This window comes from Paenibacillus amylolyticus, assembly GCF_001570725.1.
Lineage (GTDB): Bacteria > Bacillota > Bacilli > Paenibacillales > Paenibacillaceae > Paenibacillus > Paenibacillus amylolyticus_A.
This window is the reverse complement of the sequence record NZ_BCNV01000001.1, coordinates 97,545-113,635: the sequence shown is the minus strand read 5'-3', so window position 1 is coordinate 113,635 and position 16,091 is coordinate 97,545. Positions and strand designations below refer to the sequence as shown.

Sequence of the window (16,091 nt, the reverse complement as noted above, 5' to 3'; positions counted from 1 at the left end):
TTTTCCACCCGCTTCTGGCGGTTGAAATCGAATGCCAAACTCGCTCCTTCGGCTCCTTCCTCCCCCTCACTGCTTGTGCACCTTCGGAGCAGAAGCTCGCTTTTCGCGCTCGCTGGGCGTCCCCTTACTCCTCAGCTGCGCTGATCTGCTTGCCCCAGACCGCCACGCCGTGGTCATCGAGGCCTGTCACTACGAGTGCCGGCTGGCTTCGCTCCCAGTCCCAGGACGGCAGCAGTTGCAGCTCTTCCGTGGAAGCTCCGCCCCATGGGCTTTCTTTCCACTTTAGTGTCAATGTTTGTTTACCATCAAACGTCCAGGTTCCTGAACCGTCTTTGCTTTGAATTTTACCGTTGCCCGTTAGGGTATATGGCACGGCCTGAATTTGCCCGTCTACGGACGGGTCAAGCGCCATGCCTTCCCACTCCCCGGCAATCATGGACTTCGGAATGTCCTGTGCTTTCTCACCGGCGTAACGTTCGGGTGAAACCACAGGCCATCCGTCCTTGGTCCATAACATTTTGCGTACATGCAGATATGGCCAGTTTTTATCCGTCTCACCCCGTGCATGATGCACGATGTAATAATCTTCTCCGTCCTTCAGAACGGAGTTATGTCCGGGGGCAACCCAGCCCTCACCTTCGGTGAAGCGATACCCGCCCAGAATTTTGGTGCCGATCTCATATTGCGGCAGATGCTCGGTATCCAGCATGTTCATGCCGTTTATGTCCGTATACGGTCCTGTGATTGAATCAGCACGCGCAACCCGCACGTTATAGTCCTCGAATAAGGAATCATAGGAGACGAACAGATAATATTTTTTGAACTCCGGGTTATACACAATGTAAGGACCTTCGACTGCACCTTCTTCGGTAGCACGATCCCGAGCGGCAATGCGTGTACCATAACCCTCGTCCTTGAATTTCCCGGTGTCTGGATCAAGTGGCGAAATGTAGATTCCGTCAAAGAATGAACCATATACCATCCACGAATTGCCCTCGGCATCTACGATGGGATTAGCATCAATAGCATTTAATTTGTCCTGTTCATTCGCAGAAGTTTTCACAACCAGTCCTTCATCAGTCCATGGACCTTCGGGAGATGAGGATGTCTGAAGACCAATGGCCGACTGGGTACTGCCAAAAGAAGAAGCCGAATAGTACATCCGATAGGTATCGCCAGCCTGGATCACATCCGGTGCCCACAGATTGACTGCACCTGTCCAATCCAGCGCTTCTTGCGGAATACCGGACAGAGCCTGACCTACCCATGTCCAGTTAATCAGATCATCTGATTTTCGTACCATGACACCGGGTTTCGCTTCTCCTGCTACACGAACGTCTGTGGAATAGACGTAGTAGCCCTGATCGGTTTTGATAATAGCTGGATCATGCGCATTGTTCACCGTCCAGCGTGATTCATCGTCCAAAATGGAAGTGTCATACAACTGAGTATCTTGAGGAGCTTCAGGAAAGACGGGACGGGACACCGTTTCTCCTGCTCCTTCTCCAGAACAACCCGTAGCTCCAACAATCAGCATCAGCAACATGGAAGCAACAACCCCTCTCTTCGAAAATGTCCACCCTCGGAATCTCTTCCGCTGATTCATCCCTTCACTCCCGAAATGGCAACCGATTCAATAATCTGCTTCTGGAAGATCAGGAAGATGATTAATACCGGCAACAGGGCTACAATGGACGCCGCCATAATAAGTGGGTAATCGGTTTGAATCGCATACGTCGCGTTGAAGTTCGCGATAACCAGCTGTAACGTCTGCTTCTCTGGTGAATTCAGATAGATAATCGGTGCCAGATAATCGTTCCAGATGCCCATGAACCAGAGAATCAACTGTGCAGCAATCGCAGGTTTGATGAGCGGGAACGTAATACTGGAGTACAAGCGGAAGTAGGAACTTCCATCAATCTTGGCCGCCTCAATAATCGCATCAGGTACACTAAGCAGGTATTGACGAAGGAAGAAGATCATGATTACGTTACCGAACAGACCTGGAACGATCAGTGGCAACAGCGTATCCACCCAGCCCAGCTTCGCGAACATGATGAATTGCGGGATCATGACTGTCGGATAAGGAATCATCATGGATGCTAACAACGCGAGAAACAGCTTGTTTTTGTGCGGGAATCTTAATTTGGCAAAGGCAAAGGCAGCGATACTGGACGTAAACGTACCCACCACCGTTACACTCACCGCAACAATAAGGCTGTTTTTGATCCCGCTGAGCAGCGGACCAGCTTCCCAGATTTCTTTATACTTACCAAATTGGAATACTTCAGGTATCCACACAGGCGGAAGCGCGAACACATCTTGCTTCTCCTTCAATGAAGTGGACAGCATCCAGATCAGTGGTGCAATCATCGCAATCGCACCGATCGCGAGTACGATAAAGATGATCGAGTTCGTTAATTTCCTCTTTTGACTGTAAGACATCTCTGGTTCACTCCTTTCCTTGACAATCAATCCCCATCATAGGCTGATTTTTCGTTCATTTTGAATTGCACCAAGGTAATGACAAAAATGAAAATACCCAGAATCATGGCCATCGCTGAGGCATAACCCATCTGCAAGTTACTGAAGGCTTTCTGCCAAATGTAGAAGACGATTGATGCGGAAGAATATTCAGGACCACCCGTAGGCGTCATAATGTTCATCTCAGTGAAGATCTGGGAACCACCAATGATATTTGTAACAATGAGGAAAAAGGTAACTGGCTTCACCATAGGCCAAGTGATGTTGCGGAAGATTTGGAATCCATTGGCTCCATCCAGCTCAGCCGCTTCGTAGTATGTACGTGATACACTTTGCAGTGCCGCCAAGTACAATAACATCGTGTATCCGAGACCTTTCCATATCGTCATAATAATTAGAGCGGGTTTGACCGTGTCTTTATTCGCGAGCCAGTTTGGACCCTTGATACCAAACAGGTCAAGGAACTGATTAACCAGACCGTAATCCCCGTTATATGCCCAGTTCCACATGATGGACACCGCAGCGAGGGAAGAAATAACCGGAATGTAATAGATCACACGGAATGTCGTTGTGCCGGGAATTTTACGATTCAGACCCATTGCCAGCAACAGCGCGAGCAACAGACCAATCGGAATACCGAGCATCAGGAAGAATGTATTAAACATCGCTTTGTAGAAGAGGTCATCCGTGAGCAGATCCTTGAAGTTGGCCAAACCGATAAAATTCATCTGTCCCAGTCCATCCCAATCGGTAAAGGAACCATAGAGGGAATAGAGGAACGGGAACATGACAAAGATTAGCAACCCAAGAATCGGAGGTAAAATAAACAGATATCCGTAGAGCATCTCTTTTCGATACAAACTCGATTTCGTAATCACGGTGTTCACCCCTGTTTCTAGTATCAGCATGTGGCATCCGTCGATTGAGCCTTGTCGATCAACGAATGCCACATGCCCGTATGGAATCCAATAAGCTCCAATAAGCTCCAATAAGAACGATGCCAGCAGCATGATTGCTGACCGCCGGCATCGCCTTTTCCTATCTACTTATTCTGAGATTTCTTTTCCTGTTCAACCGCTTTGTCGAGCAGCTTCTGCATTTTCGGCTGCTGCTGCTTCACATAATCTGCGGCTGTAATCTTGCCATCCAATACCGGCTGAATGTCCGTGAAGAACAGGTCATACCATTCCGCATTGTACGTGTAGTTACCTGGCAGAGCCCGGCCGTAATCCTCTACGATGTCAATGAATTCTTGCTTGTTGGCTAGTTTCGTGGATGTATCTTTGGCCCACTCGTCTGCCATATCAAGCAAGTTCGGGATTTGTACCTTGGCATCTACCAGTTGCTGCATGCCTTCCTTCGAAGCCGTAAGGTAGTTCACCAATGCTGCGGCTTCTTCCGGATATTTCGTTTTCGCCGATACCCCAATGCCCAGAGAGCCGATCCACGTTGCCGATTTGCCAGTCGATCCCGCAGGGAAAGGCAACAAATCATAATCGAAAGGCAGTTTTTCAAATGTACTCATATCCCATGGACCTACAGGGAAGAAAGCCATTTCACCTTTCATCCAGCGTTGGTACGTATCCAATGTTTGCGCTTCCTCAATAGAAGGTGTGATTTTGTATACGTTTTGCATATCCGCGAAGAACTGCAGTGCTTCAGCGAATTTCGGGTCGTCAATCGTTACCTTTGTTTTGGTTTCATCCAACCAGTCGCCACCGTTGCTCCATACAAAGGATTGCAGTGCCCACTGTACGTTGAATCCAGTACCGTATACATCCGGTTTACCGTCTCCATTGGTATCCTTGGTCGCTTGCTGGTTCACCTTGATGAACTCTTCCCATGTATATGGTTTATCCGTGTCAGGGAATGGAATGCCCTCTTTTTCAAACAAAGTCTTGTTGTAGCCCAGTGCAAATGGCCCCAAATCTTTCGGCATACCGTAGATATCACCTTGGCCTGCCATTTGTCCGTCATAACGATACAGATCCACGCCGTATTTCCAGATATTATCAAGATCAACATCCGGATTATTTTCAATATACGATGTGAGGTTCATCAGCACATTGCTGTTCACATACGCTTTCACATCGCCCGGATTGATGTAGAATACGTCAGGCAAGCTGTTGCCTGTAATTGCCGCTCTCAGCTTGGTTGCATATTGATCCGCAGCCGTTACAATAATTTTGACTTTCACACCCGGATGATCTTCTTCGAATTTCTTGACCACCGCCTGGTATGCTTTCTGCTCGTCTGTACCGCCGCGGAACATAAATGTTAACTCCTTGTCCCCACTTGCACCGCTGCCTCCTCCGCAGCCCGCAAGTACCAGCGCACTTACCAGCATAAGAAGCATAAATGTGACCCAATTCTTTTTCTTTACCATCTGAACCCCTCCTGATCTGGATTTGTAACCGTATTCAATTGGATGAAATAGGATTTCTGTTGTTAAATTTATCAAATCCAGATCACTTTAGTCAACACTTTTATAAAACATTTTATATTTATCTAAAATAAATCAATACATCGGCCAGCCATTCGCGTCCCACAGCAAGTCATTAATCAGCAATTTCGGATTGCCATTATCCTCTGCATCATAGGCGTGTCGTGCAATGACATTGCCGTTGTACACGTCCTGACCACCTGGACCTTTCCATTTCACGTTGCCTGTATCCAATATCGTTCCGCCGCCATTCAGCATATTCACTCCGTTTTTATCCACATAAGGGCCTGTAATACTCGTCGAACGCCCATAGACCATTTTGTAGGTACTGTTTACCCCTTGGCAGCAAGAATCGATTGAAGCAAACAGGTAATAGTATCCGCCACGATATACAACACTTGGTCCTTCAATAGCCCCCCCGTTATTCGGACGCGCAGCAATGGAAGTTATGCTTCCTGTCGGTTTCATCGTGTTTTTGTCCAGCTTGACAATCTTCAGACCGCTCCAGAAAGAACCGAAGGCCAGCCATGGGTTGCCTGAAGCATCAATGACCAGATTCGGATCAATCGCATTATAATTATTGGCGGTCGTAGTCTGAAGCACCAATCCTTCGTCCTTCCACTGCCCTGCTCCAATGCTGTTGGCAGACGCAAGACCAATCGCAGACCGATTGGAGCCAAAGGTGGAGATGGAATAATAGAGCCATACTTTTCCGTTATACTGCTCTACGTCTGGTGCCCATACATCCAATCCACTTTGTCCCGGAACAGCAGAAGCCCACCAGGATGGTTTACTTAAAAAGATTTGTGGAACACGATACCAGGACGATCCATTATCCGATTTCAATACCTGAATACCTGGGCCGGTTGAAAAGGTGTACCACGAGCTTCCCTCTTTGATAATCGACGGATCATGAACGGCGGTATCTCCGGTCAGATTCCAGAACGCCGCCAACGCTTTTGACTGACCTGCCAGTAGTAATACCATCACAAGTAATGCCGGTAAAGCCAACCGTTTCCACTTAAACCTCTTCACATTGCTCAACTTTTCCAAACCGAACTCCACCTTTCCTGATCAAATGGTTAATTAGGTTCATGAAGTAATGAATCAATTTAGGTATAATAGGATTATAAAAGCGGTTTCATTACATTTCAATGGTATATTTCAAACATATGTAAACTGATTAACACTTATTTTAACCGGAATAGTGAACAAAATATAGTTTATATTTTCATATTTGCGCTATGTACAGGGGTTTTGGCTTCCACTTCTCAGCCCTTCCCTTCCATGAAGGAATGATTTATAATTATCTGAAATAAAACATATAAATGTGCAAATGTCTGCAATGAAAAGAGACTTTGTTCAGAACGGGGAAAGGAATCCACCTATGATTTATATTAAAGATCTGATGTCGGGTGTGAATATCTTCAAAGCGCTCAGTTCGGAAATCCGGATTCAGATCATCGAGCTGCTGGCCAAGAACCAAAGTCTTAATCTCAATGATCTCGCAACTAAGCTGGGTCTCAGTAATGGCGCTATCACAATGCATATCAAAAAGCTCGAAGAGAGCGGATTGATTGAGATCAACACCGCTGTTGGTAAACATGGCATTCAGAAGATATGTTATCTCAATGAGGAAAAATTAATGGTTGATCTGCGTTCACAGGAGATTAACAATCGTTACGAGGTGGAAATTCAGGTCGGTCATTACAGCGATTATCAGGCTGCGCCTACATGTGGTCTCGCTACCCGGGACAGCATTGTTGGAGAGTTCGATGATCCGCGTTACTTTGCTGATCCACTGCGAATTGATGCGGAGATGATCTGGCTGGCTGAAGGTTATCTGGAGTATCGGATTCCCAACTATCTCAAGCCGAATCAGTCGTTTAGCGAAATTCAGTTGTCGATGGAACTGGGTTCAGAGGCACCTGGCTTTTGCGACAATTATCCTTCGGATATTTATTTCTACATTAACGGTATTGAGATTGGCTGCTGGACGAGTCCAGGCGATTTTGGCAATACACGCGGTACCTTCAATCCGGAATGGTGGCCTCCCCATCTGAATCAGTACGGCATGCTGAAGCTGATCCGGATCACACAGGAAGGCAGCTATATCGACGGATGCCGCATCTCGGACGTAACACTGGACCAAATTGGTTTGGATTACAAAAGCGATATTCACTTCCGCATTGCAGTTACCGATGGCCCTTTGAACAAACGGGGCTTGACGATCTTCGGCAAAAACTTTGGCAACTATGGACAGAATCTGCTTGCTCGCGTTCTCTATAACGTGCAAGAGGAATAGTTTCCATTCTGACTAAAATCTCAAAATAAAAAAAGTTCGACCGATCTGCTAACGTAACTGTTCAACACAACAACAATTATGTGTCTTAGAAAGGGTGCTATCCAGCACTCTTTTTTTGTTTCATCTCACCGAAGAACTTGTCCAATCAAGTTGGAACAACACATACTGGATGATATGACTTCTATAGCCCCTCTGTAATCCTCCATGTTGTTTACCCTGGCGTGATATAATAATGGCCTGGAATGACAAAATGGAATAACGGGCGGGGATAGCTTTTGAAATTGGAGCGATTAATCTCAATCATATATAAACTGTTGAACCACGAAGTGTTGTCTGCCTCCACTTTGGCGGAAGAGTTTCAGGTATCTCCAAGAACAATCTATCGGGATATTGATGTAATCTGCGCAGCCGGCTTTCCAGTCGTCTCACACCAGGGACTTAAAGGCGGATATGGCATGATGGATGGATACAAGATGGATAAAAGCTTGCTCGGTTCTTATGATGTCGATGCCCTGATTACGATCCTTAGTAGTCTCTCCACTGTCTTCGAAGACGCGCGTGCACAGGGAACGATTGAACGTCTGCAAACAATTGGACCGGAGCATCAGACCTCAAGTCTATCCGTGGATTTGGAGACTCGCCGAACGGAACCTGATGCCCTTCCTCATCTCCGTACAGGTATTATGAAGCATCAGGTTGTGCGTTTTGACTACATTAATACGAAGAATGAACATGCACCCCGTCATCTGGAACCGGTAAGACTCCATTTTAAATATCGTAATTGGTATGTGTATGGATTTTGCCAGACAAGGCAGGATTATCGGGAATTCCGACTGTCCCGGATGATGAATGTGCACCTGACATCGGAACACTTTCAACCACATCTTGAGCTTCCTCAAGAGAATTTCGTGTCAGATCCATCATGGCAAGATCAGATCAGTGATGTTGTTTTTCGGGTGAAACCGGAATCGCTATCGGAAGCCATGGATCATTTTCAACAGGCGGAAAAGCAATTTCACGAAGATGGAAGTATGACGATGCGCATCCAGGTCCATCAGCCGTTACAAGCCAAGTGGTTATGGTCGTTTCTACTCAGTTTGGGCAGTGGCGCCGAGGTGCTTGAACCGATTGAATTACGAAGCATTCTGAAAGAACAACTTCGAAACGCACTTAACCTCTATGAAGAAGTATGACACGCTGTTGTCATACTTCTTTTTTTATAATTATCTCAGTAAGTTAACCCAATCCACCCCCAAATTAAAGGAGACGATCATCAATGAATCATCCGGTACAAATGTATAATTATCACGCATGGGCCAACCAAACCATCCTGAGCAGAATCAAGGAACTGCCCTCTTCCGTACTGAGTCAGGAAGTGAATAGTTCGTTTCCAACCATCGCTCATGCACTCAGCCATATCTATGCAGTGGATAAGATGTGGTACCTGGTGTTAACTGGCACAGGTATGCCCGAGGCACTGCAAGCATGCATACCTCTCAATAGTGAAATTCACGGTTCTGTGGGTGAGTACATTCAATGTTTTACCGACCTGTCAGCACAATACAGTGAGTGGTTACGGGGCCAAGCTGATCTGGAACAAACCGTTCTGCTCGATAATCCATTTGCCGGAGTTCGCGAAACCAGTTTATCGGAAATGGTATTCCATCTGGTAAATCACGGGACCTACCACCGGGGCAATGTATCTACTATGCTGCGTCAATTGGGGTACGCCTCCATCATGAACGACTATTCTCTATTCTGGTATCAAGAACCGGCTCAAGTATAGACAACAATTCGATGGAAAATGTACATTGTATCCCCGTGACATCGAGGGATGAATTGAGAAATTGGTTGCAAGAGCACGGAAAAGTCCAGAAATCCTGCTGGGTCATCGTAAGCATGAAACCAACTCCGGGTACCCTGCTGTACTTGGACGTGGTTGAAGAGTCGCTGTGCTTTGGATGGATCGATGGAATCAAAAAGAAAATATCCGAGACTCAATTAGCACAGAGATTGTCTCCTCGAAGCCAACGAAGCTCTTGGACTGAATTGAACAAGGAACGTGTCCGCCGTCTTGAAAAGTTGGGCTTCATGCATGACGAAGGTAGAAAGGTTCTTCCTGTTATGGACCCGAATGCTTTCATTATCGATGGTGTAATCGAACAAAGGCTGAAAGAGGATCAGCAGGTTTATGCGAATTTCATCGCCTTCCCTGCTCTGTATCAAAAGATTCGGATCGATACGATCCAAAGTGTGAAACAGCAGCCCGCATTATTCCAGAGTCGATTGGACAAATTCATAACCAATACGAAGGAAAATAAAATGTACGGTCAGTGGCATGATAACGGACGGCTTTGGGACGATTAACGTGTCTCTGAAAAACATTAAACAGGACTTCCCTATGCGGAGGCCCTGTTTTGTTGTTTCCCATATTAATGAGTTTGCCTGTATGTTTTGGGAGACTTGCCATAGGCTTTCTTGAATTGACGGGTGAAATAGTTACTGTCGTTGAACCCGCATTCATACGAAATTTCTGTAATGGACAGGTTCCCGTTTTTCAACAAATGACATGCCTTTTCCAGACGCAACTTCTGCAGGTAAGAGATCGGAGTCATCTGATAATAGGATCGAAAAATCCGATTCAGATGCCTTATCGAGATGTTCGACTTCCCCGCAATGTCCTCCAGCGACAATGGCTCCAGATAATGATCTTCAATATATGAAATGGCATTTGCCAGATGCATCAGATTGTTGCCCTCAATGCCCTTTTCCTGCGTATCATATTGCCTCGACAAATATACAACCATCTCCGTTAGACGTGAGATCAACATCGTCTGATAGCCTTGCTGTTTACTGTGATACTCCTCAATCATGAACGATATCAACGATTCGACATACTCCAGACTGGAAATGGATAACGCCAGTTTACTCGGAAATGAGTGGGTATTGCGATAAAACGGTTCCAAAACAAACAGTGCCTGAAAGCCGTTGGATTTCCTGAGATCAGGCCCAGCCGAAGAAAGCATCTCTGGACTGAACATCACGTTACAGATCCTAAAATCATGAGGGTCTTTATACGCATGATGGGTGTCACCATTGATGACAAACGCGTTTCCTTTTTTAATAAAAAATTCCTCGGTGTTCACCACATGAGTTGCATGACCATTCAGAACAATCACAAGTTCCGTAAAATCCATATGATTATGAAGCTCCATGTCCTCAACGTGTCCACCATACTGAATGAAAAACGGAAATTGTTGATGATCTGAAGTAAACCATCTCAAGTAGGCATTACTCAAAAGCATTCCCCTCCACAAACATTGTTGGGCTGAATGTCTATATCATGCTATTCCAGGACCGAAAAATCAAGGTTCAATATCCTTAAAACCGTTATAATTCGCCTTGTAGCAAGGATTCTCTAATATGTCCAGATTCGTACTAAACTCTCACAATGAATAGGAGCATAACATGATGAAATATACCAATCCGGTCATTCCGGGTTTTTATCCCGATCCAAGCATCTGTCGTGTAGACGAAGACTACTATCTGGTGACCAGTACCTTTGAATATTTCCCGGGTGTGCCTATTTTTCATAGTAAAGACCTTGTGAACTGGCGACAGATCGGCCATGTCCTTACTACCACAGAACAACTCCCTCTAGCGAACGCGGGCAGCTCTGGCGGCATTTATGCTCCAACACTCCGGTATCATGATGGCTGGTTCTATATGACAACAACCAATGTTAGCGGCGGCGGAAATTTTTATGTACGTAGTGCCCAGCCCGAGGGACCATGGTCTGCTCCGATTTTTGTTGATCAGGACGGCATAGATCCCTCTTTCCTCTTTGATGATGATGGACGTGTATACTTTCAAACGGCTTGTAATGGCAATGAAGGCGAAGGCATCTATCAGTGCGAAATAAACATCACGACCGGAGCCAGACTGACCAATAGTCGATTGATATGGAGAGGAACCGGAGGCGCAGCCCCCGAAGCTCCCCACTTGTACAAAATAAACGACCTCTACTATCTCATGATCGCCGAAGGTGGAACCGAGTATGGTCATATGGAGACCATTGCTCGAAGTGCAAATCCATACGGACCATTTGATCCGTGTCCTCATAATCCGATTCTGTCCAATCGCAGCATGAAATCCAGTATCCATGCAACCGGGCATGCAGACCTTGTCCAGATTCAGGATGGAAGCTGGTGGGCCGTATGTCTGGGCCTTCGTCCAGCAGGTTACCCCATGCGACACCATCTGGGACGCGAAACGTTCCTGGCACCTGTCACGTGGACAGATGACGGTTGGCCGATGATCGGTGTGGACGGACATATTGAGCCGGAGATGACTGGACCTTCGTTGCCTGAGCACCCCTGGTCGCATCAGGCTATCCGGGATCATTTTGACGAACCAACATTGAACATGAACTGGATCTTCCTTCGGAACCCGGCTCTGGATAGTTGGACGCTTACAGAAAATCCCGGGCAACTCATCCTGCGGGGTCATCCGGTTTCGCTCGATGATGGGAGAAATCCATCCTTTGTCGGGCGTCGATTGAGCCATTTCTTATGTAACATGGCGACCGAAATGCATTATGAGCCAAGTACAAGCGGCGGTGAAGCAGGTTTGACCGTATTTATGAATAATAAATATCATTATGACTTGGCTGTAACACGGATCGACGGCCAGAAGAAAATCATACTACGGCGAACTGTCGGTTCTCTACGAACGGTACAGATGCTTGACTGTGAGAAGGGTCCGGTTGTTTTACAGATCAAGGCCGACCGTAATCACTTTACGTTCCTCTACCAGCAAGGCTCATCCAATGCCATTGAAGTAGGTTCAGGTGAAACCCATCTGTTATCTACCGAAGTAGCAAGTGGTTTCACAGGTGTTATTGTAGCCATGTATGCCTACGATCCATCGGGGGAACGCACCCCTGCAGGTTTCGATTGGTTCGACTATGAACCTCTGGAAGAATTATCATTTTAACTCCTATATTCAATAATAGAAAATATAATATATGATCAGCTAAAATTTATCCCCTTAAAGTAGACACTCTCTGAAAAGCCTTATGTGGTAGCATAAGGAAATGAGTGAACTTCGAGGGGATTTTGCTATCGTTATATCTTTCTTTATAATTGCTCTGAAATTTATAAAAGAACCATTGCTTTATTAGAGAAGTTCTCCTAGTATTTTTAGAAGGAACACCCCAGCAGCTCCCATCTTGGCAATACCTTCACTGTCCATATGAGAGCGCTATCGCTGCAGCACGAAAGATAAACGGGAGGTTGCAGATATGAAATGGAATCACTTCAAGTCCAAGCTTCTGCTTAAGTACACACTATCCTATATCTCCATTTTCCTTATCCCTCTTGTTATTTTAACCATCATTATTTATCACAACGCTGTGGACACGCTCCGTTCAGAGATTGAACAGACCAATGTCAACCAGCTCACTCAAGCCAAAACTGTCATTGATGATCGCATGAAGGAACTGCAAGACATCGCGTTTCGCATCGCCTACGATGAGCAGTTAACGCGGTATTGGACCCACCATCCGTACTATAGCCGAGAATCGATTGGCGCATTGGTCAAATATAAAGCCACCAGTTCCATTATTGATGAGCTGTTCCTATTCTTCCGAGGAGATGATAACATCTACTCTTCTCAAGGCTCTGAAAATCTGAATGTATTTACTGGCCGCTACAAATTTAATACATGGAATGAAGCGGACATGATCCAGGATTTGAATAACGTGCAGTCTCCCACGATACGACCGGCGGAGCAGGTCGTTCAAGGAACCAAAATACCCAACTCCATGCTGGCCTACCTTGTACCGATTGCGCCTAACAATACGCCCGCCCATGGAACCGTCATGTACCTGATTCACGAGTCTAATCTGACCGGATTGATTGATTCCATTCTCAGCGACTACCATGGGATGACTTATATTTTCGATAATTATGGACAGGTGCTGGCCGCCAATTATAAGGGGGAGACCATTACCGAACAGGAAGTCAAATCTCTGTTTGCACTTGAGCCGGGAACGCACAGCCTCTCCTTGAATCAAGAACCGCATTCAGTTGTATCCGTCAAATCAGATGCTGGCTGGACTTATGTAACCGCTATGCCCAGCAACCAATTTTTCAGCCGAATTGTTCATATTCGCACCTTTGTTGTTCTTGTTTTCTCCTTCATGGTGGTGATGGGTACATTCCTCGCTATTATGTTGGCCCGAAGACAATACCATCCGATTTCAGACTTAATGGAGTTCATTCGGTTGAAAAATGATCCTGATCCATCCTCAACCACCAATGAGCTGGAATGGATCAAGAAAACACTACACGATTATAGTCAGCGCGTGGATCTTCAGGAGCCCTACGCTCGCAATCATATTTTGCTTATGCTGCTGAAGCACGGCCATACCGGAGATTTCCCCTCTGAGTTTACGGACAAGTTCGGCATACACTTTAACCGATCCCATTACTTTGTCATGATCATGGGCTGGGAAATGCATGCTTTTCCTATGGGTGATAACCCTGAACAACGAACTGTCATGCAACTGATGAACGATGTGGAACTGCCGGAGATCTCTGCTAATGCATACGGTGTGGAGCTTCCTCAAGCAGACCAATTGGCCCTCATCGTCGGATTTAATACCGAAATCGGACATGAATCCAGCTTGAATGCTCGTATGGAGTCTATTGTTGAATCACTACAATCGATGGTTGCAGATCACGTCGGAGTCGCTCCCGCGATTGGGATTGGCAACAGCTACAGTTCTCCATTACAGCTGAACCAATCCTACATCGAGGCATCAACCGCGCTGGAAGCGTCCATGCTGCACGGACAAGGCAGCAACACCTTTTTCAACGCCCTTTCCGGCTCTAGTGAACAGGATTCTTCCTTCTGGGTCCCTAAAGATGTACTGCTGAAGCTGGTCCAGAGCTTAAAACAGGGTAGCTATGATGTGGCGGTTCAGATGGTGTCGACCGCATTAAACAACCTGAAAGCCGAAATGCCGTCGGTACCACTGCTGCGTTGCATCTGCTTTGATATTCTGAATACTATGCTAAAAACCGCCTCAGAGCTTGGGATGCATCATGTGGTTAATCAGCTCCCAAGAATCACATCCTATGACTCACTGGAGGATTTGGAGAAAAAACTGACAGGTCTTGCCGCCGAAATCTGCGCCCATGTCGAGGCGAAGAGCGAAACAGAAGAAAGCTCCCTGATGGATGAAATTGTTGCTTATATCGATGCCAATTTCTCTGATTATGACCTCAGTCTGGGTACGATCTCATCGAAATTTACGATCTCTTCATCGTATTTCAGCCGTTCATTCAAAGAAAAGATCGGTATGAATTTTACCCAATACATTTGGCAGAAAAGGATGGATGAAGTCATCCGATTACTGCTGCATACAACCGATCCGTTAAAAGATATCATCACGCGTGTCGGTTACCTGGATACACCAAACTTCATCCGCAAATTCAAGAAAGAGACGGGTTACACACCCGGACAGTACCGTAAAATGCACCGTCCCAACGGCTCCGCCGATTCCCCGGATGATGATGACGAGGAATGTATTGGCTAAATGGAGCATCGTCTCTGTGATGGTTACATCTCAGAACAGTAAACAGTGTATATGAGAGCGAATGACATGTGCCAGATTCAATAGACCAAAATAACGCAAACAAGGGGCCGTCCTATAAGTCATGAGCATGACTATAGGACGGCCCCTTCGTATGTTTTTAGTCCATATACATCATCTGACCCGTCGGCTCCCTGAGGTGTTTATCCTATTTTCCCAGCCGGAAGATCCTGCAGCCCTTGATGCACCGCACTCAGTAGACGGTGGGTCGGATCACAGCCGTACTCCCAGAACATGATTCCGGCCAGACCTTGATCCTTTACGTAATCACATTTGCATTGGATCGACTCTTCATCATCATAAGATATTAGGCTGGACCCATTAAACAGAAACGGTGCACAGGCTTCTTCATCCCAATAACGAGTGTACCCATTCTTGTTAATGTACTTCGCTTCCAGCTCTGCATACGACGGACCATAGCCGCCTGTGCTGCTAGCCATTTGATGAAGCCCGTGGTTTCGATCCGGAACTTCAGTCCAGATTCGGGAATAGAACGCAGCACCGATCACAATTTTCTCCTTCGGAACGCCAGCGCGAACAAACAGGTTCACAGAAGCATCCGTACTGATTCGAAACAAATCTCCTGTTGGCGTGTACAGATTCGTGTGATGTCCGGTCAGAATCTGAAAACCGCCGCGCATATCATAGGTCATCAACTGGACGTAATCGAGGTACTGCTGCACTTTAGCCATCTCTGTACCGTCCACGTAGTATTGGTCAGCCCCTGCCGCAATGGTGAGCAGATAATGACGACCATCCTCGACTCCCTTGGCATCCAGTGACTCCCGCATCGTCTTGAGTAACAAGGTAAAATTCCGTTTATCATCAGGACTGGATGTGATACCAGCTTCACCATAACAAGGATACTCCCAGTCCAGATCGATCCCGTCAAAAGGGTATTCCTCCAGCACCCTTACCGCTGATGCAGCCATGCTGTCCCTCCCCGGCTGGGTTGAGGCGGCCTCTGAGAAACCTCCAGCGCTCCATCCGCCAACAGACAGCAGTATCGTAAGATTTGGATGCTCCCGCTTCATGTTTTGGATAACATGACCGTTCTTTAAATGCTCAGTGGTGATTTCATCATTCTTAACATGTCCGAAGGCTACGTTCAGATGTGTTAACTTCAACAGATCCTCATGTGTCATGTTGGGAAGAACTGAATCCACGGCATAACCTACAGCAATATATTTCGTCATTCT

Annotated in this window: 13 protein-coding genes; 6 read left to right on the top strand and 7 right to left on the bottom strand. The window is 46.3% G+C overall.

Translation table 11 applies throughout. From position 1 onward, the window contains the following. Positions 1–124: 124 nt before the first annotated feature. The 5 genes from PAHA3_RS00445 to PAHA3_RS00425 form a co-directional block, all read right to left on the bottom strand. On the bottom strand, positions 125–1,546 hold the full coding sequence (locus PAHA3_RS00445; protein WP_062835911.1) for an arabinan endo-1,5-alpha-L-arabinosidase: 1,422 nt from the start codon (positions 1,544–1,546) through the stop codon (positions 125–127). 56 nt (positions 1,547–1,602) lie between these two features. Then, on the bottom strand, positions 1,603–2,445 hold the full coding sequence (locus tag PAHA3_RS00440; RefSeq protein ID WP_036611483.1) for a carbohydrate ABC transporter permease: 843 nt from the start codon (positions 2,443–2,445) through the stop codon (positions 1,603–1,605). A gap of 26 nt (positions 2,446–2,471) precedes the next feature. Beyond that, positions 2,472–3,362: a carbohydrate ABC transporter permease gene (locus tag PAHA3_RS00435; protein ID WP_062835910.1), complete on the bottom strand. Its 891-nt coding sequence runs from the start codon at positions 3,360–3,362 to the stop codon at positions 2,472–2,474. A gap of 164 nt (positions 3,363–3,526) precedes the next feature. Continuing rightward, positions 3,527–4,870: an ABC transporter substrate-binding protein gene (locus PAHA3_RS00430; protein WP_062832987.1), complete on the bottom strand. Its 1,344-nt coding sequence runs from the start codon at positions 4,868–4,870 to the stop codon at positions 3,527–3,529. Positions 4,871–5,002: 132 nt separating this feature from the next. Beyond that, on the bottom strand, positions 5,003–5,914 hold the full coding sequence (locus PAHA3_RS00425; RefSeq protein ID WP_062835909.1) for a glycoside hydrolase family 43 protein: 912 nt from the start codon (positions 5,912–5,914) through the stop codon (positions 5,003–5,005). Positions 5,915–6,314: 400 nt separating this feature from the next. Here PAHA3_RS00425 and PAHA3_RS00420 point away from each other — a divergent pair, with 400 nt between their 5' ends. The 4 genes from PAHA3_RS00420 to PAHA3_RS00405 all read left to right on the top strand — a co-directional run bounded on the left by PAHA3_RS00420 (position 6,315) and on the right by PAHA3_RS00405 (position 9,599). After that, positions 6,315–7,232, top strand: coding sequence for an ArsR/SmtB family transcription factor (locus PAHA3_RS00420; protein ID WP_062832986.1), 918 nt, complete (start codon positions 6,315–6,317; stop codon positions 7,230–7,232). 275 nt (positions 7,233–7,507) lie between these two features. Beyond that, positions 7,508–8,425: a helix-turn-helix transcriptional regulator gene (locus tag PAHA3_RS00415; protein WP_062832985.1), complete on the top strand. Its 918-nt coding sequence runs from the start codon at positions 7,508–7,510 to the stop codon at positions 8,423–8,425. Between the two features lie 83 nt (positions 8,426–8,508). Further along, entirely contained in the window at positions 8,509–9,018 is a 510-nt protein-coding gene (locus PAHA3_RS00410; RefSeq protein WP_062832984.1) for a DinB family protein, read from the top strand. An 11-nt stretch (positions 9,019–9,029) separates the two neighbouring features. Further along, the gene (locus PAHA3_RS00405; RefSeq protein ID WP_062832983.1) at positions 9,030–9,599 is read left to right on the top strand and encodes a YdeI/OmpD-associated family protein; all 570 of its coding nucleotides are present in this window, start codon (positions 9,030–9,032) and stop codon (positions 9,597–9,599) included. Between the two features lie 65 nt (positions 9,600–9,664). On the opposite strand, the gene PAHA3_RS00400 is transcribed toward PAHA3_RS00405, so the two are convergent. Further along, positions 9,665–10,537 (bottom strand): helix-turn-helix domain-containing protein, encoded by an 873-nt coding sequence (locus PAHA3_RS00400; RefSeq protein ID WP_371327889.1) that lies wholly within the window; start codon positions 10,535–10,537, stop codon positions 9,665–9,667. Between the two features lie 166 nt (positions 10,538–10,703). Between PAHA3_RS00400 and PAHA3_RS00395 the strand changes: the two genes are divergently transcribed. Continuing rightward, positions 10,704–12,227, top strand: coding sequence for a glycoside hydrolase family 43 protein (locus tag PAHA3_RS00395; RefSeq protein ID WP_062832981.1), 1,524 nt, complete (start codon positions 10,704–10,706; stop codon positions 12,225–12,227). A gap of 307 nt (positions 12,228–12,534) precedes the next feature. Next, complete coding sequence (locus tag PAHA3_RS00390) at positions 12,535–14,835, top strand: helix-turn-helix domain-containing protein (RefSeq protein ID WP_062832980.1); 2,301 nt, start codon at positions 12,535–12,537, stop codon at positions 14,833–14,835. Between the two features lie 200 nt (positions 14,836–15,035). Here the strand turns inward: PAHA3_RS00390 and PAHA3_RS00385 are convergent, their stop codons facing one another. Next, the gene (locus tag PAHA3_RS00385; protein WP_062832979.1) at positions 15,036–16,088 is read right to left on the bottom strand and encodes a glycoside hydrolase family 18 protein; all 1,053 of its coding nucleotides are present in this window, start codon (positions 16,086–16,088) and stop codon (positions 15,036–15,038) included. Between the last annotated feature and the right edge of the window lie 3 nt (positions 16,089–16,091).